Raw genomic sequence first — 23,007 nt, forward strand, 5'->3', positions numbered from 1 at the left:
AAGAGCAAACGGGGCCCGAAGGTGCCCAAATCCAAAGAGTGGCTGGAAGGCAAAGCCGCGAATGCTCACGTGTCGACGGATCGGGTGCTCAAGGCCGCTAAAGCCAAAAGACCTTGAAAGGGCTGGCTCTTACAGCGGGTCACTTTTGGAGGGGGGCCGGCTCCCGGGCTTTTCAAAAGTGAGCCGCCGTCAGGGCGGAACCCTAAGCAGCCGTTACCGCAGAAACGGATATGCCCTCCAAAAAAATGCACCTAAAAACGAAAAAAAACGGCGTCTTTCATTTCTGAAAAAACGCCGTTGTTTGTATGTGAGCAGCCTCACGCAAAGCGAACTTCTCACCCATCAAGAATGCAATCAGTCGTCGCGACCCATCAAGCCGAACAGCTGCAGCAGGCTGACAAACAGGTTGTAGATCGATACATACAGGCTGATGGTGGCCATGATGTAGTTACGCTCGCCGCCGTGAATGATGGCGCTGGTCTGGTACAGGATGCAGACCGACGAGAACAGCACGAAGCCGGCGCTGATCGCCAGTTGCAGGCCGCTGATCTGGAAGAAGAAGCTGGCCAGCGTCGCCCCCAGCAACACGAAGAAACCTGCGGTGATAAAACCACCCAGGAAGCTCATGTCCTTGCGGGAAATCAGCACGTAGGCCGACAGGCCACCAAATACCAGTGCGGTCATTGCGAAGGCCGAGCTGACCACTTCGGCGCCGCCCTGCATTTGCAGGTAGCGATTGAGGATCGGGCCGAGCAAAAAGCCCATGAAGCCGGTCAGGGCGAAAGCCGACACCAGGCCCCAGGCCGAATCACGGAGTTTGTTGGTGAGGAAGAAAAGGCCGTAGAAACCGATCAGCACGACGAAGATGTTCGGGTAACCCACCCGCATCTGTTGTGCGACGTAGGCCATCACACCGCTGAAAGCAAGCGTAAGTGCCAGCAGGCCATAAGTGTTGCGCAGGACGCGGCTAACCTCTAGCTGCTCAGCCTGCACGCTGTTGTTCACTGCGTAATCCTGTTCGCGCATGGCGACACTCCTCCGGTTTTGAAACATTCAGTGGCAAGGATCATAACAGACGCTCTGTAACAAGCTACGTAGAGAGTTTGACAGTGTGTTTCATTCGGGTATTATGGCGCCCGCAACGCAATACGGAGGTGTGGCCGAGTGGTTTAAGGCAACGGTCTTGAAAACCGTCGACTGTAACAGGTCCATGAGTTCGAATCCCATCGCCTCCGCCATCTTCTAACGAAAAAGCCCTGATTATTCAGGGCTTTTTTGTGTCTGGCATTCAGAATGCCAATTGCAGCTTCAACATTGGACACAGCTATGGCAAACCCTCCCCAGCCAATCAAGGAAAGAAAAGTGACCAGTAAAACCATCGGCTCCATCGTTGCCGCAATCGCGGGCATCGTCCTGTTGTGCGTGTTCTTTGGCAGTTGGTACACGATCGACGAAACCGAGCGTGGCGTGCTGCTGCGCAACGGGGCGCTGGTCGGCGTCATTGAACCGGGACTGTCCTTCAAGACGCCATTTATCGAGTCGGTACGCCTGATCAGCGTCCAGAGCCAAGTGACGGCTTATGAAGACCTCCAGGCCTACAGCAAGGACCAACAGTCCGCCCAGCTCAAGGTGTCCGTATCCTGGCACATCGCGCCTTCGGATGTTGCGAAGGTCTATACCCAGTTCAAGGACCTGGAAGGTATCCGCGACCGGATGATCAGCCGCCAGGTGCCAACCCAGGTGGAAAACGTATTCGGCAAGTTCAACGCCGTGGCTGCCGTGCAGAACCGCGTCCAACTGGTCAACGATATTTCCACCGCCATCAAGGCCACCATTACCGGCCCCGTGATCATCGACAGCGTCCAGGTCGAGAACATTGACTTCAGTGATGCCTACGAAAAAGCCATCGAAGCGCGCATGGCTGCGGAAGTCCAGGTCAAGACCCGCGAGCAACAGCTCGCCACCGAGCAAGTGCAAGCACAGATTCGCGTGACTCAGGCCCAGGCCGAAGCCGATTCGCAAGTGGCGCAGGCCAAGGCAGACGCACTGGCGACCGAGTTGCGCGGCAAAGCCGAAGCCGAAGCCATCAAGGCGCGGGCCCAGGCCCTGGCCAGCAACCAGAACCTGGTGGAACTGACCAAGGCCGAGCGCTGGAATGGCGTCTTGCCGACTACCGTGCTACCAAACGGCGCCCTGCCCTTCATCGACATCAAGTAACGCCAGGGGCGCGGCCTGCCCGGCCGCGCCTTTCGCGCAGCAAGCATCGCCCCTCTCGTTAGCGCTACACTCAACCATGAACCCGACGTTCATCGTTAGCAGGGAGCTCAACGTGTACCCAGGCCACAGCAAACCGGCACACCAACCCGCACGACGTTTACCTTTCCCCCCTTCCGGCTCCTCCCTCGAGCATCTCTCCCCCCTCGGGAATTCACCAACTCCTTCGATAAGCGCCTTGAGCAGGAGAATAGCGTGACCACTATTATCAAAAAATATAAATGGCCCGCCCTATTGGCCGTCGCGCTGATTGTGTTTGCTGCACTGATATTCTTTTTGATCAAGTCATACACGTACGACTCATCGACCTACTTCGAATCCCGCGACTTCATTCGTCAGCTCAAGCAGGCCGACGCTAACTGGAACGTCAAGATCCTCAGGAAAAAGATCGGCGTGAACAATAACCTGTCGCTGGCGCCGCCGCTTGAGGCCAACAGTCGATGGGAGCAGTTGGAGCAGCTCAATAACGCTGGTCCCCTGGCGGCCCTTTGGGCATCCAGACGCAACGGTTATGTGGATGCGGTCAAGAACAAAACAGTACTGGTCGATCAATTCCAGCAACACAACGCCAATCTACGCATCGCCCTGGATGCGTTGCCGATGGTCGAGGACGGTATTCAAACGTTGCTAGCAGAGATGAGCACCGAAAGCTCTACGGGACGCCTGGCAACAGCCTCCAATGTTCGTGAGCTGACACTGACAACGCTGGAGTACGCACTTTATGTCACCTCAGACAAAGCCGAGGAAGTGCAGCGCCAATTGAGTGATCTGGAAAAATACGTCGACCAACTGCCCGCGACCAACCAGCCCCTCTTCATTGCCCTGACCCAGCACGTCAAATCCATTATCCAGGAGCAACCAATCGTCAATGATCTGCTGGACCGCATCAGCGTGATTCCGGTGGCCCAGGAATTGGACAGCATCAACGAGCTATTGAACGAGACACAGCGCAGGACAGCCGCTGCGGACCGTCAATACCATATCTACCTGGGCGCGTGCGCCAGCCTCATGGCGCTATTGATGATCTACCTGGCGGTGCGCCTGGTTCGCAGTTACGCCGTCATCAACCAGATCAACCAGCAACTGCAAACGTCCAATGAACGGCTCGAGGAGCGCGTGCAGGAGCGCACCCGAGAGCTGATGGAGGCCGAACGGGAACTGGTGGATGCCGCCCGGATGGCGGGGATGGCCGAAATAGCCACGAATGTGTTGCACAACGTCGGGAATGTGCTCAACAGCGTGAACATTTCAGCCGAACTCGTAACCCGCAAGTTGAGGAACAGCAAGACGATCGGGCTCACCAAAGCGGTCAAAATGATGAATGAACATGCCGAGGATCTTGGCCAGTTCATCACCCATGATGAAAAAGGTCGGTTGCTGCCGCGTTACTTCAACGAACTGGTCGACTCCATCGCCGCGGAACAAGCCATGCTTATCGATGAGTTGGCGCAGTTGACCAAGAGCATCGACCACATCAAGGAAATCGTCACCACTCAACAAACCTATGCAGGGGCCGCCAGGCTGATCGAACCGCTCAATGTCAGCGATCTGTTCGAAGATGCGCTACGCATGAACTCGGGCGCACTCAGTCGGCATCACGTCACCGTCATCAAGGAATATCAGGACGTTCCTGCGATCATGGGGGACAAACACAGGTTGCTGCTGATCCTGATCAACCTGATCAGCAACGCCAAATTCGCGATGTCGCACATCAGTGAGCACCCAAGGGAAATGACCCTGGGGATCCGCATCCTCGACGAAACGACGCTGAGCCTGAGCGTCAAGGACCGAGGCGAAGGCATTTCCCCGGAGAACCTGGCCCGCATCTTCAATCACGGTTTCACGACCCGCAAGGACGGCCATGGGTTTGGCTTGCACAGCTGCGCCCTGGCGGCGGTTGAAATGAATGGCCGCCTCTATGTCCATAGCGACGGACCGGGGCAAGGCGCTCTGTTTACCCTGGAAGTCCCGCTGGAATTGGCCCGTGCCTGATCACCGTGACGGGCGCACGCTGACCCGCCGCCATCGCGAGCAAGCTCCCACAGGGGACTATTGGTGAATACCCGGAAAAACTGTGGGAGCGAGCTTGCTCGCGATAGCGGTCTACCTGTCACCGAGAGTTTGGATGTACCGGCCCCACCTATTTCGTGTTTGCAGGCCGGCCGCTACGGGCTCTTCGGGTCGGCAACGCGGCGGCATAGGCCAGCGCTTCCTCACGGGAAGCAAAGGACCCCAACCGGTCAGCCTGGGTACAGACCCTCCACGGGCCGCTGTTTACGCTAAGCACGTCATAACCGTTGATGTGCATTTTCGTCAGCATCGCAGTACTCATTGGTCACCTCCGACTTCAACCAAGGGTGCACGGCCTACCATACACGCTGATTACGCCGGGCGGCCAACCGAACGTCGCGACACCCGCCGCATTCGTGGCGCCCTCAGTGGGAATCCGAATCCCACAACCAGTCCCACAACCCCGGTAAATGCACGGGTTCAGTGCTGTGATCGACCGTCCGAGCCAAGGCCGCTCGCTCCAGCGCCTGTTGGTCATCATAGAACGGCTTGGCGTCGGTCCTCACCCCGGTAGCCTTGGCACTGTCGAGCAGGATTTGCAGGTATTCGCGAGCATGCCGGGCGGTATAACGATTGATGTCGTGAAACGTCACCACCACCGGAATAACTCCGTCCACCGCTGGCAGTTGCCCGGCGGCGATGCGCTCGCGCACTTCGGAAAGTTGTCGGATCAGGTTGATCCGCCGCCGCGGGCTCATCGTGATGCCCCAGACTTTGCCGTCATTTGCGCTCAGATCGGTCAACAAAATATGCAGGCCATGCTGTCGGTAGGCGGCCGCAGTGCGCTTGTCGAAGCTCCAGAATGGCGGCCTCACCAAGATGGCGGCGATATCGCTCCCACCATTGCTGAGCGATTGCTCCAGCTCATCAGGGCTCAGCGACCGGTGATTGGTGTGCCAGTGGGTCGCCGTATGAAAGGCCAGCACATGACCTTCCTGCTGTTCACGGCGCATTACCGAGCGGCCAATATCACTGCCACCGGCACGTGGTGAGCGGGTCTGCAGGAAAAACACCGCCTTGATGCCGGGCTGTAGCGGATTGTCTGCGAGTGCGTCGAGCACCTCCAGGCTAGGGTTCCAGATAGACGAGGCGCTGGGCCCATCATCGAATGTCAGCAGGAAACGGATCGGGGGTTGTTCGCGCAAGCGTTGCTCGGTTTGCGGCGTCAGCTCGATGGGGGCGCCAATGCAGCCCGACAAACCGATGGCGAGGGCTGCGATGAACAGCACCCTGGCGATGTTTTTCATGTTTTGCCTTTTGTTGATGCCGCACTGCGTCGCCTTTGGTCCCTGGCCTATGGTGTTGAAGCTCACCTTGGAGAAGGGTAACCGGGTTTGGTTCCTTGCCGTGAGTTCCGGCTGTTTTGCCGCTGCTCGGTGCACGAGCCTGAGCGGTATTAATTTGACCGTCTGGAAATTCGATGGAATTTTCCGAATGCCTTTGTATCCATCCGTATAGGACTAATTAGGGAGGATTTATGGGCGGGCCATCGCTTTACATCATTGACTACATACTCCATGGCGAACCCAAGTCATTCATTATTCGCGCGGAAGTGATGAATAACTCCGAGGCTTGGCATTGGGCCAGTTGCGACGCGGGGGTCGGGCGCATACCGAAATTCGGGAGAGAAAAGGTCAAGCGGGTCTCCAAGCCCCTTGCTGAAAAATACGGTATTACCGACGTGCGCTGGCGGGCTAGCGTCACGCCGTCCTGGGTCAAGGAGTCCAGCTGACACTACTCGCATTGTTTCCGGCGCACCGGCTGTCTAGCCGGACGCCGGATTCTTCGACAGACCTGAAATAACTCAACTACGCTTAAACCACGGCGCAGCCCGCCCCCTGGCGGGTTTTGTGCTGCCTCATCAACCCCTGAATGGAGGTGTGACATGTCCGAAAAAGAGTCCATCACCACCCTGCTCACCTTGCTCGAATCGCGTCAGGCCAGGCTCACGGCAGCCTGCAAGGAAATCGCCGACTGGGTCGACCACCAAGGCGGGCATCCCACTGCAGTGCGCATCCGGGACCGGCTCAACGACATCGACAAAGACGCTCCGTCGATCCAAAGCGCGCTAACGTCGCTCAAGCCTGCTGACCCCCCTCTACCCAAGTTCCGCTGACGCGCTGCGCCAGCCCCGTTTCTCCCTGAGTTCTACCGGTTGGAAAACTGATGGAACGTTGGCTTTTTTTGCACCTCGAAATTGATAGGCACCGGTGCAGAATCCGCAAAGGGAGAAACTCATGAATGCCAGAATCCTGCTATTGATCGTTTGTGCGAGCCCCGCCGCCGCCTTGGCCCAAGGCTGCGACGTCATCACACGGTCCCAGAGCCAGGCCGTTCCAGTGATCGAAAGCCACAGTTGCTACGAATACAAAGGCATGCCCGCCGAAGCCCTCGATTGGTCTTGCAGCAATGAAAGCAAGGGAACGCTCACGACTCAAAAGCGTAGAGTCGAGCGTTGTGCCGAGGGATACGTGGCGACATGCCAGGCGAAGCCGACCCAGGAAGCGTTGGCCAACCCGCACTCAACCAGCAAGGACAAGCGCGGTGGGTCGGCCACCCTTCCCGATAATGCAAAAGTGACGTGGTACTACTACGGCGTCGAGCAGTTGCAGCAGGCCCGGGAAGACTGCGAAACCACCGGCGGCAATTGGATAAACCAGTGAGGCGGCTCTCACAGCCGCTTCCTGGCTAGCCCTTGCTGTGCTCCGGTGATGACGGACCTTCCTTAACTCCGCGAGGCCCGGCTACGCCCCAGATGACCAGGCCCAGCACCGGCAAAACGATCAGCAGCAGGGCCCAGCCCGCCTTGGTCCCGACCGCCTTGTCGCTTCGAAAGACACTGACGATCGCCCACAAATCGACGAGCAGCAAAAGCACCGCAACGGCGATCCAGAAATAACTGGCTAATTCAGACATGACCTAATCCTCTTGTCGGTTCAAGGATTAGGCAGAGCCGTGGAGGCGCCGTTCAAAGAATTTGCACCCTGGGAGGCGCATTGGCAGCTATCCCCGCTCGTTCAGATACGCGACCCATTGCTCATAGGCCTCATGTTGACGCTGGACCGCCTCATCCCAGGTCGATCCACTCATTTGATGAACACATATGAGCTTCATCATTTCCGACGTTGCCGTATCGAGCTCTATCAGGAGCTCATGGGATTTGATCTTGAAGTCTTCAACGGTGGTCATTTCTCGCTTCCTTCCCCAATCGGGGCCGGCCAATGCACCCAACATGGATTCATTTTTTTGAAGCTGATTCATTTGAGGCGATAACCGGTCGAAAACCTAGTGCTAGCGGTCGGAGAGATGGAGCGAAGCGATGACAGGCACAAATAAGCTCAGTCTTTCCCGTTCCGTCGCGGTCGTAGTGGATAAGACCTTGAAAAACTCGACATTTGAACGAAGCAGCTAATGCCAGGCGCAAATATTGCAGTTATATTTCACTTTAATGACAGTCACAGATCGAGCACGGCCATGAAAATTCGAGCGACCGTCATCTGCGAGGAAAATCGCCACATCCTTCTGGTTCGCAAAGCCAATAGCCGCTGGGCGTTGCCGGGCGGTACCGTCGAGCGCGGCGAAACCCATGCCGGCGCAGCCATTCGGGAATTGGCAGAGGAAACCGGCCTGGACGTCGAGAATCTGCTCTACTTGATGCGAATCAGTGACGGGCAGACCGAACATCATGTGTTCGAAGCATCAGTCAGCGACTCGACGGCGGCCAAGCCACAGAATGAAATCAGCGATTGCCTCTGGCATCCGCTGGACGCTATTGCCCAGTTGCAAATGAAAAAGGGGACGCGGGACATTCTCGAGGCGTTTCGGCGACGGTTGTGAGGCACCGGTACTGACGACCAATACCGGATAGGTTGCATGAGAAATATCATGCAACCTATTGTTTTATAAATACTAGATGATCACAAAATTGCCAGAAACCTGCCATCAAGCCGCTGAGGGCAACGGGCTCACTTTTTCTGCCAGGCGGTACTGATGGGGTTGACCACGGTATTTTCTTCCTGCGTATAGGTCCCGTTCTGCTGGGCTATCGCCTCGCCGGTGTCGACAATTGCGTTCTGGATAAATACGTTTTGTGCATCACCTCGAATAAAGGTGAGCTGGTGATACGCCGTTTTATTGCCCCAGTCAGGGGAAGGCAGGGAGATGAACTTCACAGTGTATGTCTCGTCGGTGTGCTGGCCCTGCAAGACGTAGACACCGTAATGATTTTCTCCCTGAGAGATGATTTTGTACAAACCGTTGCTGTAGTAATAAATTTCCGCGTCGGGAAAGGGCTTCTTATCGTACATTTTCCGATAGTGCAGAACCTGCTTGACGGTCGGCTCGCCAAAGCTCACGGCTAGCGTTTTCCCATCAACGGAGGTTGTCTCCCCAGCGCATACAGCGCTGCTGCTCATCAAGGCCAACAGACTCATCGTTGCGATCGTTTTCACTCGTTACCTCTCCATGGTCAAAGGATTAGCGTACTGGGCAAGGGCTGGAGGACGTAACCACCAGCCACTCACCTTGCTAATCTCAACGCCGAGTGTAGAGGCTTGCGCTTGAAAATACCCGCAGGCTTGGGCTCCGTTTCCGCAGCAGTTTTCAGAAGCGGAAACGAACAAGGGTTTGCATTAGCTTTCGCTCGCAAACCCTTGATTTTAGATGGTGCCCGAAGCCGGAATCGAACCGGCACGCCCTTACGAGCGGGGGATTTTAAGTCCCATGCGTCTACCAGTTTCGCCATTCGGGCGGTAGCGCGGTTAGCCATGGGAACGTCGGCAAAATCCAGTGGCCGATGTTCTGGCTGGTGCAGCAAGAGGGGGGAATATATACATCCCTCCCCTGCGAAGCAAGGTAGCTCATGTCCTTTTCAATACAAAAGCTTTCAATGCTTCGAAAATAAAAAAGCTCCGTAAATCATAGATCTACAGAGCTTTTTAAAAGTGGAGGCCGAAGTCGGAATCGAACCGGCGTAGGTGGATTTGCAATCCACTGCATAACCATTTTGCTATTCGGCCTCAGAACGTTTGATGCAATGCTGCCACATCAACCGCGGTACAAACCTGATCAGGATACAGGGCATCTAGGCGCCGCTATCTCCTTGAAAACATTGAGATTTTTTACGTCCCAGTGCGTTCGATGGGCGCAATTATGTACTCATTTGCCCAGGCTGACAACCCCTTGATTTCAAAAAAAAATTGTCCAGCGGTCTCGGTGTGCCAGGCAGATATCAGGAAGCCTTTTGGGACTGCTGCGCAGCCCAGCGAGAGCATGCTCCCACGCCACGGGCGATTTGCGGGGTTGTGGGATCTTACAGTGCAACGCCCCAACCGGCTGTCGCAGCCCTGCACCATTATGGGTAACATACCGGCCCTCCCCGCAGCCCTTCTGCGACCTGCTAAATAAGCCTATTCCATGCCTTTTGAACTCAGCGTTGACCTCACTACCCTCGCTATCCTTGCTGTTGTCGCGTTCATTGCCGGTTTCATCGATGCCATTGCCGGTGGCGGTGGGTTGCTGACCACGCCAGCCCTGCTGACGGCAGGCTTGCCGCCTCATCTGGTCCTGGGGACCAACAAACTCAGCTCGACCTTCGGCTCGGCGACGGCCAGCTTCACCTTCTACAAGCGCAAGCTGTTCCACCCAAGGCAGTGGACTCATGCCCTCGTCGGCACCTTGGTCGGGGCCCTGACCGGCGCCATCGTCGCCCATTACTTGCCCGCCGAGTGGCTGAACAAGATGCTGCCGGTGATCGTCTTCGCCTGTGGCCTGTACCTGTTGTTCGGCGGCACGCCCAAGGCACCGCTGGACAGCAACGCACCGATCAAGAAGACATGGCAGTCGCCCCAAGGCTTCAGCCTGGGCTTCTATGATGGCGTGGCCGGGCCGGGTACGGGGGCGTTCTGGACTGTGAGCAGCCTGCTGCTCTACCCCATCGACCTGGTCAAGGCCAGCGGCGTGGCCCGTAGCATGAACTTCGTCAGCAACATCGCCGCGCTGTCGGTGTTCATCTTTTCCGGGCAAGTGGACTGGGTCATCGGCCTGAGCATGGGCGTGTCGGTGATGATCGGCGCGTTCTTCGGCGCTCGCACCGCCATCAGCGGCGGCGCGAAGTTCATCCGACCGGTGTTCATCACCGTGGTGCTGGGCTTGACCGTGCGCCTAGCCTGGCAGCACTGGTTCAGCGTGGCCTAGGCGCCGCGCCACATACAGGTCGATCAGGTAGCGGGCGATGGAGCGCGAAGCCGGCAACGGTGGCAGGTCATGGACGTTGAACCACTGCGCGTCCTCGATTTCATCTTCCTGGGGCACGATGTCGCCACCGGCATATTCAGCGTGGAAACCGAGCATCATCGAATGGGGGAACGGCCAGCACTGGCTGCCCATGTACTGGATGTTCTTCACCTCGATGCTGACTTCCTCGCGAACCTCGCGCACCAGGCAATCCTCGGCCGACTCGCCAGGCTCGGCAAACCCCGCCAGGGTGCTGTAGACGCCCGGGACGAAACGCGGCGAACGGGCCAGCAGGACTTCATCGCCGCGAGTGATCAACACGATCATGCTCGGAGAAATCCGCGGATAGTGCCGCAGCTCACAGGCATCGCAATACATGGCCCGTTCCAACGGAATCTGGCCCATGCGCTTGCCGCAACTGCCACAGAAACGATGCTCGCGGGCCCAGGTGCCGATCTGCGCGGCATAGCCCAACACTTTGTACAGCGTGTGGTCATCCTCGAGCATGAACGCCCGCAGGCCTTTCCAGTTGCAGCCAGGGATGTCCAGCAGGCTGTGCAATTCCAGCAGGTAGACGGGCTCGCCATCCAGGTGACCGATGCCATGCTCGGCGAGGATCGACAGGTCTTGGCGCTTGAGCCATTCGCGGGGAAACAGCGCGCCGTTGTCATCGAACAGAAAGCCCTCAGGGCTGCGGGCGACGGCCCAGCCGCCAGCAAGAGCGGTATCGAGTACTGCGGTGGTCCAGCGTGAAATCATGGTCAATCAATCCTGAAATTCAGGTTTCTGTTTGCTCATATGGGCGGCCATGGCCACGCGCAGGTCGGTCGATTGCAACATGGCGGCGTTCCAGGTGGCGACGTATTCCAAACCGTCGTCGATGCGGTGGTCGCGCATGTAGCTGATCATTTCCTTGGTGCCGGTCACGGCAATCGGCGACTTGGCGGCGATTTCCCGGGCGATGCCCATCACGCCGTCGAGCAGGCTGGCGGTGTCACTGTAGACACGATTGACCAGGCCGATGCTGCGCGCTTCGTCGGCACCAAAAGTGCGCCCCGTATAAGCGAGTTCACGCAGCATGCCGTCCCCGATGATCCGGGGCAAGCGTTGCAATGTGCCAACATCGGCGGCCATGCCGATATCGATCTCCTTGATGGAGAACTGGGCGTCCTCGGCCGCGTAACGCATGTCGCAGGCGGCAATCAGGTCGATGGCCCCGCCCAGGCAATAGCCCTGGATAGCCGCGAGCACGGGTTTGCGGCAGTTGTCCACGGCGTTGAACGAGGCTTGCAGTTGCAGGATCTTGCGCCGCAGCAGGCGTGCATTGCGCCCTACGTCCTTGCCCAACTCGTTGGCCACGCCCGCCAGCATCATCAGGTCTATCCCCGAGGAGAAATGCTTGCCGGCACCGCTCAGCACCACCACCCGTGCGGCATCGGTGTCGTCGATCCACTGGAAGATCTCGATGATCTCGCTCCAGAACGCAGCGTTCATCGAGTTGATCTTTTCCGGGCGATTGATCTGCACATGGGCAATGTTGTCTGCAAGTTCGACGTTGAACGCTTGGTATTGCGACATGGCAGTGATCCTTTACCGGCTGAAAAGAGGCTTGAACTATAACAAGCCATCGCGACAGGACGTAGACAGTGCATCGGCCAAAAGCGGGACTGACCTCACCGCAAGTCGTTGTGGGAGCGAGCTTGCTCGCGATGGCGGTAGTTCAGTCAACATTTCTGCAAGCCGAAACACCGCTTTCGCGAGCAAGCTCGCTCCCACAGGGACAGTGGTGGGTATCAGTTCTCGGCAGCCTGTTCGCTAGCCTGCAGCTGCCCGTCCCACCCCCCGCCCAATGCGGCAATCAATTGCACGCTGGCGATTAGGCGGCTCTGCTGCAAGCTCAGCACACTGCGTTCATTGCTCAAGGCCGTGGCCTGGACGGTCACCACATCGAGGTAGGCAATCAACCCGGCCTTGTACTGGTTCTGCGTCAGGCGCAGGGATTCCCGGGCGGCGTCCAGAGCCTCCTGGCGCACGCGGGCTTCGTCTTCCAGCACCTTGAGCTGGATCATGTAGTTTTCCACCTCGCGCAAGCCGTCGAGCACGGTCTGGCGATAGGTGGCGACGGTCTGGTCATACGCCGCGACGGTACGGTCGACCTCTGCCGAACGCTGGCCGCCATCGAACAGCGTCATCGCCAGTTGTGGCCCTACCGACCAGAAGCGGTTCGGCACGCTCACCCAGTTGTCGTAGGTGCTGCTGCTGTAGCCGCCACTGAGGCTCAGGGTCAGGTCCGGGTAATACGCGGCCTTGGCGACCCCGATGTTGGCGTTGGCGGCCATCACCGAGCGTTCTGCCGAGGCGATATCCGGCCGGCGCTCGAGTAACTGCGAAGGCAGCGCCACCGGAATTTGCGGCAATGACGGGATGTCCTGGGTCTCGGCCAGGTTGAATTCGGCGGGCGGCAGGCCGATCAGCACGGCGATGGCGTTTTCAAACTGGGCCCGTTGCCAGATCAGGTCGATCAGGTCGCCCTGGGTGGTCTTGAGCTGGGTTTGCGCCTGGGCCACCGCGTCCTTGCCGGACACCCCGGCGCGGTACTGGTTTTCGGTCATTTTCAGGGAGCGCTGATAGTTGTCGACGGTGGTCTGCAACAAGCGTTTCTGTTCATCGATCACCCGCAACTGCAAGTAATTCTGCACCAGTTCCGATTGCTGGCTCAGACGCATCGCCGCCAGGTCGGCAAAACTGGCTTGCGCGCTCGCCTCGTCGGCTTCCAGGGTGCGGCGCAACTTGCCCCATACGTCCGCCTCCCAACTGACGCCGGCCTGGGCGTTATAGGTATCGCGAATGCCGCTGGACGAACTGCTCAGGCTCGAACTGCTGCTACCGGTGCCCTGGCTGGAGCGGGTCTTGCCAACGGTCAGGTCCACGGTAGGGAAAAATGCGCCACGGGCATTGCGCACCAGTGCCCGGGCCTGCCGGTACTGGGCGTCGGCCTGGGCCACGGTCTGGTTGGACGCATTGAGCTGGTTCACCAGGCCATTGAGTTGCGCATCGCCGTACAGCTCCCACCAGGCGCCCCTGGCCATCGCATCGCTGGGATTGGCCTGGCGCCAGCCCTGGGCCTCCTTGTATTGCACCGGGGCGGCAGCCTGGGGACGTTGATAATCCGGGCCGACGGCGCAGGCACTGAGCATCGCCACGCACAGCACCAGGCTCAGCACCCGCGAGCCACGGGCAGTCGCCAGTGTTGCGACAAGATTGAAAGGCGAACGATCGGTCATAGCGGAGTTTCCAGGGCAGCATCAGTGCGCACGCCGCGCCAGCGATTGAAGCGATGGCGCAGTTTGTCGAGATATAGGTAAACCACCGGGGTGGTGTAGAGCGTCAGTACCTGGCTGAACACCAACCCACCGATGATGGTCAGGCCCAATGGCCGGCGCATTTCCGAGCCCTCGGCAGCACCGAGCAGCAACGGCAAGGCGCCAAGGATCGCCGCCAGCGTGGTCATCAGGATTGGCCGCAACCGCAGCAGGCAAGCGCTGCGGATCGACTCCAGCGGCGTCTGCCCGGCACGTTCCAGTTGCAGCGCCAGATCGATCATCAGGATGGCGTTTTTCTTCACCACGCCGATCAGCAGGAACAGCCCCAACAGTGAGATCAGGCTGAACTCGCCACCCAGCGCGTAGATCGACAGCAATGCGCCGACCCCGGCCGATGGCAACGTAGACAGGATGGTCAGCGGATGGATGTAGCTTTCATAGAGCACACCCAACACCAGGTACACCGCCAGCAACGCCCCGAGGATCATGAACGGCTGGCTCTTCTGGGTGGCGGCGAACGCATCGGCGGTGCCGGCCATTTTCGCAATGACATCCTCGGGCAATCCAAGCTTGGCAAGTGCCCGCTCGATGGCCGCGGTGCCCTGCTCCACCGTGACACCTTCGGCCATGTCGAAGGAAATGCCCTCGGACGCGAACTGGCCTTCATGGCTGACCCGGTCGTCCTCCAGGCTATTCTCGTAGTGGGCAATGGCCGACAGCGGTACGCGCGCGCCATCGGCGGTGATCACCTGGACCTGCTCGAGGGTGCTCGGGTCCTGGGCGTACTTGGGATTGACCTCCATCACCACCTGATACTGGTTGAGGCTGTCGTAGATGGTCGAGATCTGCCGCTGGCTGTAGGCGTTGTTGAGCACCGCGGTGACCATGTCCATGTCGATGCCCAGGCGCTTGGCCTGGTCGCGGTCCACCACCAGCGTCACCTGCTGCGCCCCACCACCGTCACGGGCATCGATGGCGGTGAGTTCCGGCAAGGCCCGGAAGGCCGCCACGACCTTGGGATACCACGCGCGCAGCGACGCCAGGTCGGCGCTTTGCAGGATGTAGGAATACTGCGAGGTGGTCTGCTCGCGACCGCCACCGAACTGCAGGTCCTGGTCGGCCATCAACATCAACTGAGCGCCGGGAACCTTGGGCATTTCTTTACGAAGGCGCTCGATGACCTTTTGTGCAGAAATATTACGCTCCTTGATCGGCTTGAGGCGCACCAGCATGAAGGCGTTGTTGGTGCCGTTGTTACCACCGATGAAACCGGCGACGCTTTGCACCGCCTCGTCCTTGAGCACGGCGCGGCGGAAGATCTCCATCTTCGGCTGCATCACGTTGAACGACAGCCCGTCGTCGCCACGCACGAAACCGATCAACTGGCCGGTGTCCTGCTGCGGCATGAAGGTTTTCGGCACCACCACGTACAACGCGACGTTCACGCCGATGGTCACCAGCAGGCTCAACAAGGTCAGGCGCCGATGGTGCAGCACCCAGTCCAGGCTGATGGCGTAACCACGGACCATGCGCTCATTGAGCCGCTGGCTCCAGCGCTGCAAGCGGTTTTCCTGCCCTGGCACGTGAGGCTTGAGCCAACGGGCGCAGAGCATCGGCGTGAGGGTCAGCGAGACCACCAGCGAAACGACGATGGACGCCGCCAGCGTGATGGAAAATTCGCGAAACAGGCTCTCGATGATGCCGCCCATGAACAGGATCGACAGGAACACCGCCACCAGCGAGACGTTCATCGACAGCAAGGTGAAACCCACCTCCTCGGCTCCCCGGTACGCGGCCTTCATCGGCGGCACGCCTTCGTCGATATGCCGGGAGATGTTCTCCAGCACCACGATGGCATCGTCCACCACCAACCCGGTCGCCAGGATCAACGCCATCAACGACAGGTTGTTCAGGGAGAAACCGTACAGGTACATCACCGCGAACGTGCCCACCAGCGACACCGGCACCGCCAGGGTCGGGATCAGCGAGGCGCGGAAGTTGCCGAGGAACAGGAACACCACCAGCACCACCAGGGCCACGGCGATCAGCAAGGTCATTTCCGCTTCATGCAGGGTGGCCTTGATCACCGGCGAGCGGTCCATGGCCAGGTTCAGCTTGACGCTGGCCGGCAGCACGGCCTGCAACGCCGGCAGTTGCGCCTTGATCTCGTTGACCGTCTCGATGATGTTGGCCCCGGCCTGGCGGTTGATCACCAGCAACACGGCGGCATCGTTGTTGAAGAAACCGCTGTTGTAGCGATCCTCGACGCTGTCGGTGACTTTCGCCACGTCCTTGAGCCGCAGTACCGAGCCATCCTGGTAACGGATGATCAGCGTTTCGTAGTCCTTGGCCTTCTCCAGTTGATCGTTGGCCTGGACCTGCCACATGCGCTGATCGTCCTCCACCGACCCCTTGGGCCGGCGCACGTTGCTATCGGCAACAGCGGTGCGCACGTCATCGAGGGCCACGCCGTACTGGTTGAGCAGATGCGGCTCCAGTTCGATGCGCACCGCCGGCAACGAGCTGCCGCCGATCTGTACCTCGCCGACGCCCGAGACCTGGGACAGGCTCTGGGACAGGATGGTCGAGGCCAGGTCGTAGAGCTGGCCCTTTTTCAACACATCCGAGGTCAGCGACAGCACCATGATCGGCGCCTGGGACGGGTTGACCTTCTTATAGGTCGGCATGCTGCGCATGCCGCTGGGCAACAGGTTGCGCGACGCATTGATGGCCGCCTGCACTTCCCGGGCGGCACCGTTGATGTCACGGTCCAGGTCGAATTGCAGGATGACGCGGGTAGAACCCTGGCTGGAACGGCTGCTCATGGTGTTGACCCCGGCGATGGCGCCGAAGGAACGCTCCAGGGGCGTAGCCACCGTTGAAGCCATCACCTCGGGGCTGGCCCCTGGCAGGTTGGCCTGGACCACGATCACCGGGAAATCCATTTGCGGCAGCGGCGAAACCGGCAGCAGGCCGAAGCTCACACCACCGAGCAGCATGATGGCGAAGCTCAGGAGCATGGTCGCGACCGGACGCTTGATGAATGGACCGGACAGGTTCATCAGCAGCCGCTCCAGGCTTCAATGAGCAGGCTGTTGTGGCGAGGGAGCTTGCTCCCGCTATGTGGGAGCAAGCTCCCTCGCCACAAATGCCCCAGGATTTCGGGCGTCGCCGTCATACCTGCACCTCTTTCCCATCGGGCCTGGCAAACCGGCGCCCCAGTCGATCGAAATACAGGTAGATCACCGGGGTAGTGAACAACGTCAGCACCTGGCTCACCAACAACCCACCGACCATCACCAACCCCAGAGGCTGGCGCAGTTCGGCGCCGGAACCGGTGGCGAACATCAGCGGTATTGCACCGAACAAGGCCGCCAGGGTGGTCATCAGGATCGGACGGAAGCGCAGTAATGCAGCCTGATAGATCGCCGTCTGCGGGTCGACGCCCCGGTTGCGTTCGGCGTCGAGGGCGAAGTCGATCATCATGATCGCGTTTTTCTTGACGATGCCGATCAGCAGGATGATGCCGATGATCGCGATCATGCCCAGGTCATTGCCGCTGAGAATCAAGGCCAGCAAGGCGCCGATGGCCGCCGAGGGCAAGGTGGAAAGAATGGTGATCGGGTGAATGTAGCTTTCGTACAGCACGCCCAGGACGATGTACATGGTCACCACCGCCGCCAGGATCAGCAGCAAGGTACTCGACAGCGAGGCCTGGAATGCCTGGGCCGCGCCCTGGAACTCGGTCTGCACGCCCACCGGCATGCCGATGTCCCGCTGGACCTTTTCGATTACGTCCACCGCATGCCCCAGGGCCACGCCCGGTGCCAGGTTGAACGACATCATCACCGCCGGGAACTGGCCAATGTGGGCAATCGCCAGTTGCGCCTGGCGTTCTTCGACCCGGGCCAGGCTCGACAGCCGCACCTGCCCGCCGTCGGTGGTCTTGACGTGAATCTGGTCCAGCGCCTGCGGCCCGATCCGCTCCCCGGCCTGGGCCTGCAACACTACGCGGTACTGGCTGGCCTGGGTGTAGATAGTGGAAATCTGCCGCTGGCCGAAGGCGTCATAGAGCGCATCGGTGATGTTCGACACCGAGACGCCCAGGCGAGAGGCTGCGTCGCGGTCGATCACCAGGTAGACCTGCAAACCCTTGTCCTGCAGGTCGCTGGCCACATCGGTCAACTCCGCCTGTTGGGCCAGGGCTTCGACCAGGCGTCCGCTCCAGAGGCTGAGCAATTCGGCGTCCGGCGACGACAGGCTGAACTGGTATTGGGTCCGGCTGACCCGGTCTTCGATGGTCAGGTCCTGCACCGGCTGCATGAACAGGCGAATGCCCACCAGCCGATCCAGTTGCGGCTGCAGGCGGGCAATGATCTCGGTGGCGCTGTCATCCCGTTCGCTGTGGGGCTTGAGGTTGATCAGCAGGCGCCCGCTGTTGAGCGTGGCGTTGTCGCCGTCCACGCCGATGTAGGACGACAGGCTCTCCACCGCCGGGTCCGCCAGGATCACTTTCGCCAATTGCTGCTGGCGCTCGCTCATGGCGGCAAAGGAGATCGATTGTGGCGCCTCGGAAATGCCCTGGATCACCCCGGTGTCCTGCACCGGAAAGAACCCCTTGGGCACGGCCAGGTACAGCACCACCGTCAACACCAGGGTGCCCACCGCCACCAGCAGGGTCAGCGGTTGGTGCTTGAGCACCCATTGCAACTTGCGTCCGTAGGCGGCGATCAACCAGTCGATCCAGGCGCCGCTGGCTCGGTAGAAACGGCCCTGCTCTGCTTCCTTGGGCTCACGCTTGAGCAAGCGGGCGCACATCATCGGCGTCAGGGTCAGGGACACCACCAGGGAAATCAGGATCGCCACCGCCAGGGTGATGGCGAACTCGCGAAACAGCCGTCCCACGACATCGGCCATGAACAGCAGCGGGATCAGCACGGCGATCAGCGACAGCGTCAGGGATATCAGCGTGAAGCCGATCTGCTTCGCGCCCTTGAGTGCTGCCTGCAGCGGGCTGTCGCCCTCCTCGATGAAGCGAGCGATGTTCTCCAGCATGACGATGGCATCGTCCACCACGAAACCGGTGGCAATCGTCAGGGCCATCAGGGTCAGGTTGTTGATGGAAAAACCGGCCAGGTACATCACGCCAAAGGTGCCGATCAGCGACAACGGCACAGCCACCGACGGAATGATCGTGGCACTGACGCGACGCAGGAACAGGAAGGTCACCATGACCACCAGCACGATGGCGATCAGCAACTCATGCTGCACATCGGTGACCGATGCGCGGATGGTCTGGGTGCGGTCGGTCAGCACGGTGACATCCAGGCCGGCCGGCAGGTTGTCGGTGATGCTCGGCAGCAGGGCCTTGATCCGGTCCACCACTTCGATGACGTTGGCCCCCGGCTGACGCTGGATGTTCAGCAGCACGGCCTGGTTTTCGTTGGCCCAGGCGGCAAGGCGTTCGTTTTCGGCGCCATCGACGATCTGCGCGACGTCCTTGAGCCGCAACGGCGCACCGTTGGCGTAGGCCAGGATCAGTTCGGCGTAATCCTTGGGCGAGGTCAACTGGTCGTTGGCGTCGAGCATCGAGACCCGGGTCGGGCCGTCGAAGTTGCCCTTGGGCTGGTTGACGTTGGAGGCGCCGATCAATGTGCGCACATCCGCCAGGTTCAGGCCGTTGGCCGCCAGGGCCTCGGGATTGACCTTGATTCGCACGGCCTGGCGCTGGCCACCGGCGATGGTGACCATGCCGACGCCGCTGATCTGGGCGATTTTCTGCGCCATGCGGGTGTCCACCAAGTCATTGAGCTTGGGCAGCAGCATGGTCTTGGACGTGATAGCCAGGGTCAGCACCGGGGTATCGGCCGGGTTGACCTTGTTGTACACCGGCGGTGCCGGCAGGTCCTTGGGTAGCAGGTTGGTGGCCGCATTGATCGCGGCCTGCACCTGCTGCTCGGCGACGTCCATGTTGATGTCGAGGTTGAAGCGCAGGGTAATCACCGACGCACCACCGGAACTGGTGGAGGCCATTTGCGTCAGGCCCGGCATCTGTCCGAACTGGCGCTCCAGGGGCGCGGTCACCGCGCTGGTCATCACATCGGGACTGGCGCCCGGGTACAAGGTCATCACACGGATGGTCGGGTAATCGACCTGGGGCAATGCCGACACCGGCAGCAGCCGATAGGCGATCAGGCCGGCCAGGATGATCGCCAGCATGCTCAGGGTGGTGGCGACCGGGCGAAGGATGAACAGCCGCGAGAGATTCATGCGCCGCCCTTTTTCGCCTTGTCGGCCGCAACCGGTTCAGCGGGCACCGCTGCGGACTTGCCCTGCAGGTGCTCGGTCGGCGTGGTGGGCACTTCCTGGCTGTCGCTGACCACTTCCACTTCACTGCCTTCCTTCAAGCGATCGGTGCCTTCGAGCACCACCCGGTCACCGGCGACCAGGCCTTCGGTGACCACGGTGTTCGCACCGTCGCTGGCGCCGATCTTCAGCTTTTTGATGGTGACCTTCTTGTCGCCATCCAGGGCATAGACGAAGGTGCCATTGGTGCCGAACTGAATGGCCGCCGTCGGCGCCAGGGTCACGCCTTTGAGGGTGTCGGCCAGCAGGCGGACATTGACGAACTGGTTGGGGAACAGCGACTGGTCGCGGTTCTCGTAGCGGGCCTTGAACTTCAAGGTGCCGGTGGTGACATCGATCTGGTTGTCCAGGCTTTGCAGCACGCCGCTGGCCTGCAGCTTCACATCGCCCCGGTCCCAGGCTTCGACTGGCAGTTTCGCCCCGCTGCGATAACGGGCGAGCACCGTGTCGAGGTTGTTTTCCGGCAAGGTGAACACGACGCTGATGGGTTGGGTCTGGGTGATGACTGCCAGGGCCGTGGTGTCGTTGGCCGCCACCAGGTTGCCGATATCCAGTTGCCGCAAGCCGACCCGCCCGGAGATGGGCGCGCGGATCTTGGTGAATTCTAGGTTGAGCTTGGCGTCGTTGACCGCCGCCTGGTTGGTCTTGACCGTGCCCTGGTACTGGCCCACCAGCGCCGCGGCGGTGTCGAGGGTCTGCTTGGCAATACTGTCTTCAGCGTACAGGCCGCGATACCGCTCAAAGTCTACCTGGGCATTTTTCAACTGGGCCTGGTTCTGCAACAGCGTGCCTTCGGCCTGGAGCAAGGCGTTCTGGTACGGACGCGGGTCGATCTCGGCCAGCAGGTCCCCGGCCTTGACCATCTGCCCTTCTTCGAAAGCGATCTTGACCAGTTCGCCACCCACGCGGCTGCGCACGTTGATGGTATTGAGGGCCGTGACCGTGCCCAGCGCCTTGTAGTACAGCGGGAAATCCCCGGTCACCGCCGGCGCCACCCGCACCGGAATCGGCCCCGTAGCCCCACCGAACCCTGGCCGCATGCCACCCGAGCGCCCCATGTGCCCTGCCGCGGCTTTATCCCCTGCCCCAGGCTTCTGCGCCGAGCCACTGGGCCAGAACTTCCAGGCCAGCGCCGCGACCACCAATACGATAAACAGGCCAAACAGCCAGCGACGGGAATTGCGGGAAACAGAGGATTGCATGGAGTGATCAACCATTGGGCGCGTGGACTTCTTTTACGGGAGGCTGAACGATAAGCACTGGCGGGTGTTTAGCAAAGCGCCTTTACCGGCAATTTACGTTGGGCTTACCTGGCACATAGTCGGCTAACGCCTTGAAGCACAAAAGAAAACGGCCTGGACAGGGCCAGGCCGTTAACAATTGTAATAAATACCTTATTTCAGAACGGCCAACGCAGCGTCGTAGTTCGGCTCTTCACCGATTTCCTTGACCAGCTCGCTGTGCAGCACGGTGTCGTTTTCGTCCAGCACCACCACGGCACGGGCGGTCAGGCCTTTGAGCGGGCCATCAGCGATTGCCACGCCGTAGTCCTGGATGAACTCGGCACCGCGCAGGGTCGACAGGTTCTGGACGTTTTCCAGGCCTTCGGCACCGCAGAAACGCGCCTGGGCAAACGGCAGGTCGGCGGAGATGCACAGCACCACAGTGTTGGTCAGGCCGTTGGCCTGGGCATTGAACTTGCGCACGGAGGTGGCGCAGGTCGGCGTGTCGACACTTGGGAAAATGTTCAGCACTTTGCGCTTGCCGGCGAAGTCCTTCAGGGAAACGTCCGACAGATTGCCGGCAACCAGGGAAAAGGCTGGCGCCTTGGAACCGGCTTGTGGCAACTGGCCGTTGACTTGGACCGGGTTGCCTTTGAGGGTGACTTGAGCCATGAACGGATTCCTTCTGACAGGTTTGAAAATGGTGAGGCCGGAGTTAACCACGAAATGCTTGCGCGACCTATGGTTGGACATAAAAAGTCGTGGTTTGGACGCCGGCGCGTGAGGTAACGGCGGTGGTTATTTAGCCTTGAATTTCAGAAACGACTGATGCAAATCCGACGCCCAGCCATCGATGACCCCTTTGACGTCATCGGGCTTCATCACCTGGGACTCGTTGGACAACGGCTTGCCCGTGCCTTTGCGCACCACCTGGGCGACCACCGCGTTGTTGCCACCATCGAGAAAAACCGCTTCGGTGCCCAGGGTGGTTTCCTGGTCGCGAATGCCGCTGGCCGTGCTGACAGCGGCCGCCACCAGCGCAATCGGGATCACCTCATAAGGTTTCAAGCCTTCGGTCTTGCTGCCGACAGCCGTGATGGCCGCCCGCATCACCAATACACCCGGCCCAGGAGCTGTCGCCAGGGGCAAGGACTTTCCCGCTTCCCGCTTGAGGGCCTGATCGTAATAAGCGGTGATACCGGACAGCGTGGCCTGGGGGATCTTCACGGTCGGCTGCGGCTTGGGGTAAAGCTGTGTCGGCTCGATATAGAGACTGGTGTACTTGCCCGGGTCGATCTTCGGATCGACCCAACGCATCACCTCGGCCCCCGACGGCGACTTCTCTTCCTTGAGCCGGCTGTAATCCCCCAGGAACCCGGAGTACTCATCCGGCTGGGTGACTTTGCTGGAGCAACCCGCCAAGGCGAGCGAGGCAATGCAAACAGTGCCGATCATCGACGAAAACTTCATGCTGTCACTCCTGTAAGCCACACGAGGCGGGGCCGGAACTACAGGTA

Annotated in this window: 21 protein-coding genes and 3 tRNA genes; 8 read left to right on the plus strand and 16 right to left on the minus strand. The window is 59.9% G+C overall.

The window, feature by feature from the left end; translation table 11 throughout:
• Positions 1–354 precede the first annotated feature (354 nt).
• Positions 355–1,026, minus strand: a complete 672-nt coding sequence (locus KGA89_RS23075; protein ID WP_003201763.1) for a Bax inhibitor-1/YccA family protein — start codon at positions 1,024–1,026, stop codon at positions 355–357.
• 124 nt (positions 1,027–1,150) lie between these two features.
• Between KGA89_RS23075 and KGA89_RS23080 the strand changes: the two genes are divergently transcribed.
• From KGA89_RS23080 to KGA89_RS23090, 3 genes are all read left to right on the plus strand, one after another.
• Positions 1,151–1,238 (plus strand) — tRNA-Ser (locus KGA89_RS23080).
• 124 nt (positions 1,239–1,362) lie between these two features.
• Positions 1,363–2,217, plus strand: coding sequence for a prohibitin family protein (locus tag KGA89_RS23085; RefSeq protein ID WP_003201760.1), 855 nt, complete (start codon positions 1,363–1,365; stop codon positions 2,215–2,217).
• Positions 2,218–2,469: 252 nt separating this feature from the next.
• Positions 2,470–4,266: a DAHL domain-containing protein gene (locus KGA89_RS23090; RefSeq protein ID WP_223472629.1), complete on the plus strand. Its 1,797-nt coding sequence runs from the start codon at positions 2,470–2,472 to the stop codon at positions 4,264–4,266.
• 148 nt (positions 4,267–4,414) lie between these two features.
• On the opposite strand, the gene KGA89_RS23095 is transcribed toward KGA89_RS23090, so the two are convergent.
• Both KGA89_RS23095 and KGA89_RS23100 read right to left on the minus strand, forming a co-directional pair.
• Positions 4,415–4,606, minus strand: coding sequence for a DUF2188 domain-containing protein (locus tag KGA89_RS23095; protein ID WP_223472630.1), 192 nt, complete (start codon positions 4,604–4,606; stop codon positions 4,415–4,417).
• A 103-nt stretch (positions 4,607–4,709) separates the two neighbouring features.
• Positions 4,710–5,591 carry a polysaccharide deacetylase family protein gene (locus KGA89_RS23100; RefSeq protein ID WP_223472631.1) on the minus strand — a complete coding sequence of 294 codons (882 nt, stop codon included), beginning with the start codon at positions 5,589–5,591 and terminating at the stop codon, positions 4,710–4,712.
• Positions 5,592–5,821: 230 nt separating this feature from the next.
• Here KGA89_RS23100 and KGA89_RS23105 point away from each other — a divergent pair, with 230 nt between their 5' ends.
• From KGA89_RS23105 to KGA89_RS23115, 3 genes are all read left to right on the plus strand, one after another.
• Positions 5,822–6,076 carry a DUF6555 family protein gene (locus KGA89_RS23105; RefSeq protein WP_003201754.1) on the plus strand — a complete coding sequence of 85 codons (255 nt, stop codon included), beginning with the start codon at positions 5,822–5,824 and terminating at the stop codon, positions 6,074–6,076.
• Positions 6,077–6,229: 153 nt separating this feature from the next.
• Positions 6,230–6,460: a hypothetical protein gene (locus tag KGA89_RS23110; protein ID WP_069970838.1), complete on the plus strand. Its 231-nt coding sequence runs from the start codon at positions 6,230–6,232 to the stop codon at positions 6,458–6,460.
• Positions 6,461–6,581: 121 nt separating this feature from the next.
• Positions 6,582–7,007: a hypothetical protein gene (locus KGA89_RS23115; protein WP_223472632.1), complete on the plus strand. Its 426-nt coding sequence runs from the start codon at positions 6,582–6,584 to the stop codon at positions 7,005–7,007.
• Positions 7,008–7,032: 25 nt separating this feature from the next.
• Here KGA89_RS23115 and KGA89_RS23120 read toward each other — a convergent pair whose 3' ends face one another.
• Together KGA89_RS23120 and KGA89_RS23125 are read right to left on the minus strand one after the other, a co-directional pair.
• A complete protein-coding gene (locus tag KGA89_RS23120) occupies positions 7,033–7,260 on the minus strand; it encodes a PLD nuclease N-terminal domain-containing protein (protein ID WP_223472633.1) in 228 nt (75 codons plus the stop codon).
• Positions 7,261–7,347: 87 nt separating this feature from the next.
• Entirely contained in the window at positions 7,348–7,533 is a 186-nt protein-coding gene (locus KGA89_RS23125) for a hypothetical protein (protein WP_223472634.1), read from the minus strand.
• 285 nt (positions 7,534–7,818) lie between these two features.
• Here KGA89_RS23125 and KGA89_RS23130 point away from each other — a divergent pair, with 285 nt between their 5' ends.
• On the plus strand, positions 7,819–8,181 hold the full coding sequence (locus KGA89_RS23130) for an NUDIX hydrolase (RefSeq protein WP_003201745.1): 363 nt from the start codon (positions 7,819–7,821) through the stop codon (positions 8,179–8,181).
• Between the two features lie 128 nt (positions 8,182–8,309).
• Here the strand turns inward: KGA89_RS23130 and KGA89_RS23135 are convergent, their stop codons facing one another.
• The 3 genes from KGA89_RS23135 to KGA89_RS23145 form a co-directional block, all read right to left on the minus strand.
• The gene (locus KGA89_RS23135) at positions 8,310–8,777 is read right to left on the minus strand and encodes a hypothetical protein (protein WP_223472638.1); all 468 of its coding nucleotides are present in this window, start codon (positions 8,775–8,777) and stop codon (positions 8,310–8,312) included.
• A 230-nt stretch (positions 8,778–9,007) separates the two neighbouring features.
• Positions 9,008–9,094: transfer RNA gene (locus KGA89_RS23140), tRNA-Leu, on the minus strand.
• A gap of 194 nt (positions 9,095–9,288) precedes the next feature.
• A tRNA-Cys gene (locus tag KGA89_RS23145) sits at positions 9,289–9,362 on the minus strand.
• Positions 9,363–9,759: 397 nt separating this feature from the next.
• Between KGA89_RS23145 and KGA89_RS23150 the strand changes: the two genes are divergently transcribed.
• Positions 9,760–10,539, plus strand: a complete 780-nt coding sequence (locus KGA89_RS23150) for a TSUP family transporter (protein ID WP_013693331.1) — start codon at positions 9,760–9,762, stop codon at positions 10,537–10,539.
• Here KGA89_RS23150 and nudC read toward each other — a convergent pair.
• From nudC to KGA89_RS23190, 8 genes are all read right to left on the minus strand, one after another.
• The gene (nudC, locus tag KGA89_RS23155) at positions 10,507–11,337 is read right to left on the minus strand and encodes an NAD(+) diphosphatase (protein ID WP_013693330.1); all 831 of its coding nucleotides are present in this window, start codon (positions 11,335–11,337) and stop codon (positions 10,507–10,509) included. The genes KGA89_RS23150 and nudC overlap by 33 nt on opposite strands.
• 6 nt (positions 11,338–11,343) lie before the next feature.
• Positions 11,344–12,156 (minus strand): crotonase/enoyl-CoA hydratase family protein, encoded by an 813-nt coding sequence (locus tag KGA89_RS23160; protein ID WP_003201737.1) that lies wholly within the window; start codon positions 12,154–12,156, stop codon positions 11,344–11,346.
• A gap of 215 nt (positions 12,157–12,371) precedes the next feature.
• Positions 12,372–13,862, minus strand: a complete 1,491-nt coding sequence (locus tag KGA89_RS23165) for an efflux transporter outer membrane subunit (protein WP_003201735.1) — start codon at positions 13,860–13,862, stop codon at positions 12,372–12,374.
• Positions 13,859–16,963 carry an efflux RND transporter permease subunit gene (locus KGA89_RS23170; RefSeq protein ID WP_013693328.1) on the minus strand — a complete coding sequence of 1,035 codons (3,105 nt, stop codon included), beginning with the start codon at positions 16,961–16,963 and terminating at the stop codon, positions 13,859–13,861. The genes KGA89_RS23165 and KGA89_RS23170 overlap by 4 nt, the downstream gene beginning before the upstream one ends.
• Before the next feature lie 112 nt (positions 16,964–17,075).
• The gene (locus tag KGA89_RS23175) at positions 17,076–20,171 is read right to left on the minus strand and encodes an MdtB/MuxB family multidrug efflux RND transporter permease subunit (protein ID WP_003201732.1); all 3,096 of its coding nucleotides are present in this window, start codon (positions 20,169–20,171) and stop codon (positions 17,076–17,078) included.
• Positions 20,168–21,484, minus strand: a complete 1,317-nt coding sequence (locus tag KGA89_RS23180) for an MdtA/MuxA family multidrug efflux RND transporter periplasmic adaptor subunit (RefSeq protein WP_003201731.1) — start codon at positions 21,482–21,484, stop codon at positions 20,168–20,170. The genes KGA89_RS23175 and KGA89_RS23180 overlap by 4 nt, the downstream gene beginning before the upstream one ends.
• A gap of 177 nt (positions 21,485–21,661) precedes the next feature.
• Positions 21,662–22,162 carry a thiol peroxidase gene (gene tpx / locus KGA89_RS23185; protein ID WP_013693326.1) on the minus strand — a complete coding sequence of 167 codons (501 nt, stop codon included), beginning with the start codon at positions 22,160–22,162 and terminating at the stop codon, positions 21,662–21,664.
• Positions 22,163–22,288: 126 nt separating this feature from the next.
• Positions 22,289–22,960, minus strand: coding sequence for a DUF3313 domain-containing protein (locus KGA89_RS23190; protein ID WP_003201727.1), 672 nt, complete (start codon positions 22,958–22,960; stop codon positions 22,289–22,291).
• Positions 22,961–23,007: the final 47 nt, after the last annotated feature.

The sequence above is a fragment of the Pseudomonas sp. A-RE-22 genome, assembly GCF_019956035.1.
In the GTDB taxonomy this organism is placed as follows: domain Bacteria; phylum Pseudomonadota; class Gammaproteobacteria; order Pseudomonadales; family Pseudomonadaceae; genus Aquipseudomonas; species Aquipseudomonas brassicacearum.

What these genes read in the sequence shown, in the direction of transcription:
- KGA89_RS23175 (WP_003201732.1), bottom strand. Translation starts at nt 20,171, where the DNA reads ATGAATCTCTCGCGGCTGTTCATCCTTCGCCCGGTCGCCACCACCCTG.
- KGA89_RS23170 (WP_013693328.1), bottom strand. Translation starts at nt 16,963, where the DNA reads ATGAACCTGTCCGGTCCATTCATCAAGCGTCCGGTCGCGACCATGCTC.
- tpx (WP_013693326.1), bottom strand. Translation starts at nt 22,162, where the DNA reads ATGGCTCAAGTCACCCTCAAAGGCAACCCGGTCCAAGTCAACGGCCAG.
- KGA89_RS23120 (WP_223472633.1), bottom strand. Translation starts at nt 7,260, where the DNA reads ATGTCTGAATTAGCCAGTTATTTCTGGATCGCCGTTGCGGTGCTTTTG.
- nudC (WP_013693330.1), bottom strand. Translation starts at nt 11,337, where the DNA reads ATGATTTCACGCTGGACCACCGCAGTACTCGATACCGCTCTTGCTGGC.
- KGA89_RS23075 (WP_003201763.1), bottom strand. Translation starts at nt 1,026, where the DNA reads ATGCGCGAACAGGATTACGCAGTGAACAACAGCGTGCAGGCTGAGCAG.
- KGA89_RS23190 (WP_003201727.1), bottom strand. Translation starts at nt 22,960, where the DNA reads ATGAAGTTTTCGTCGATGATCGGCACTGTTTGCATTGCCTCGCTCGCC.
- KGA89_RS23130 (WP_003201745.1), top strand. Translation starts at nt 7,819, where the DNA reads ATGAAAATTCGAGCGACCGTCATCTGCGAGGAAAATCGCCACATCCTT.
- KGA89_RS23100 (WP_223472631.1), bottom strand. Translation starts at nt 5,591, where the DNA reads ATGAAAAACATCGCCAGGGTGCTGTTCATCGCAGCCCTCGCCATCGGT.
- KGA89_RS23110 (WP_069970838.1), top strand. Translation starts at nt 6,230, where the DNA reads ATGTCCGAAAAAGAGTCCATCACCACCCTGCTCACCTTGCTCGAATCG.
- KGA89_RS23105 (WP_003201754.1), top strand. Translation starts at nt 5,822, where the DNA reads ATGGGCGGGCCATCGCTTTACATCATTGACTACATACTCCATGGCGAA.
- KGA89_RS23115 (WP_223472632.1), top strand. Translation starts at nt 6,582, where the DNA reads ATGAATGCCAGAATCCTGCTATTGATCGTTTGTGCGAGCCCCGCCGCC.
- KGA89_RS23165 (WP_003201735.1), bottom strand. Translation starts at nt 13,862, where the DNA reads ATGACCGATCGTTCGCCTTTCAATCTTGTCGCAACACTGGCGACTGCC.
- KGA89_RS23135 (WP_223472638.1), bottom strand. Translation starts at nt 8,777, where the DNA reads ATGAGTCTGTTGGCCTTGATGAGCAGCAGCGCTGTATGCGCTGGGGAG.
- KGA89_RS23125 (WP_223472634.1), bottom strand. Translation starts at nt 7,533, where the DNA reads ATGACCACCGTTGAAGACTTCAAGATCAAATCCCATGAGCTCCTGATA.
- KGA89_RS23160 (WP_003201737.1), bottom strand. Translation starts at nt 12,156, where the DNA reads ATGTCGCAATACCAAGCGTTCAACGTCGAACTTGCAGACAACATTGCC.
- KGA89_RS23095 (WP_223472630.1), bottom strand. Translation starts at nt 4,606, where the DNA reads ATGAGTACTGCGATGCTGACGAAAATGCACATCAACGGTTATGACGTG.
- KGA89_RS23180 (WP_003201731.1), bottom strand. Translation starts at nt 21,484, where the DNA reads ATGGTTGATCACTCCATGCAATCCTCTGTTTCCCGCAATTCCCGTCGC.
- KGA89_RS23150 (WP_013693331.1), top strand. Translation starts at nt 9,760, where the DNA reads ATGCCTTTTGAACTCAGCGTTGACCTCACTACCCTCGCTATCCTTGCT.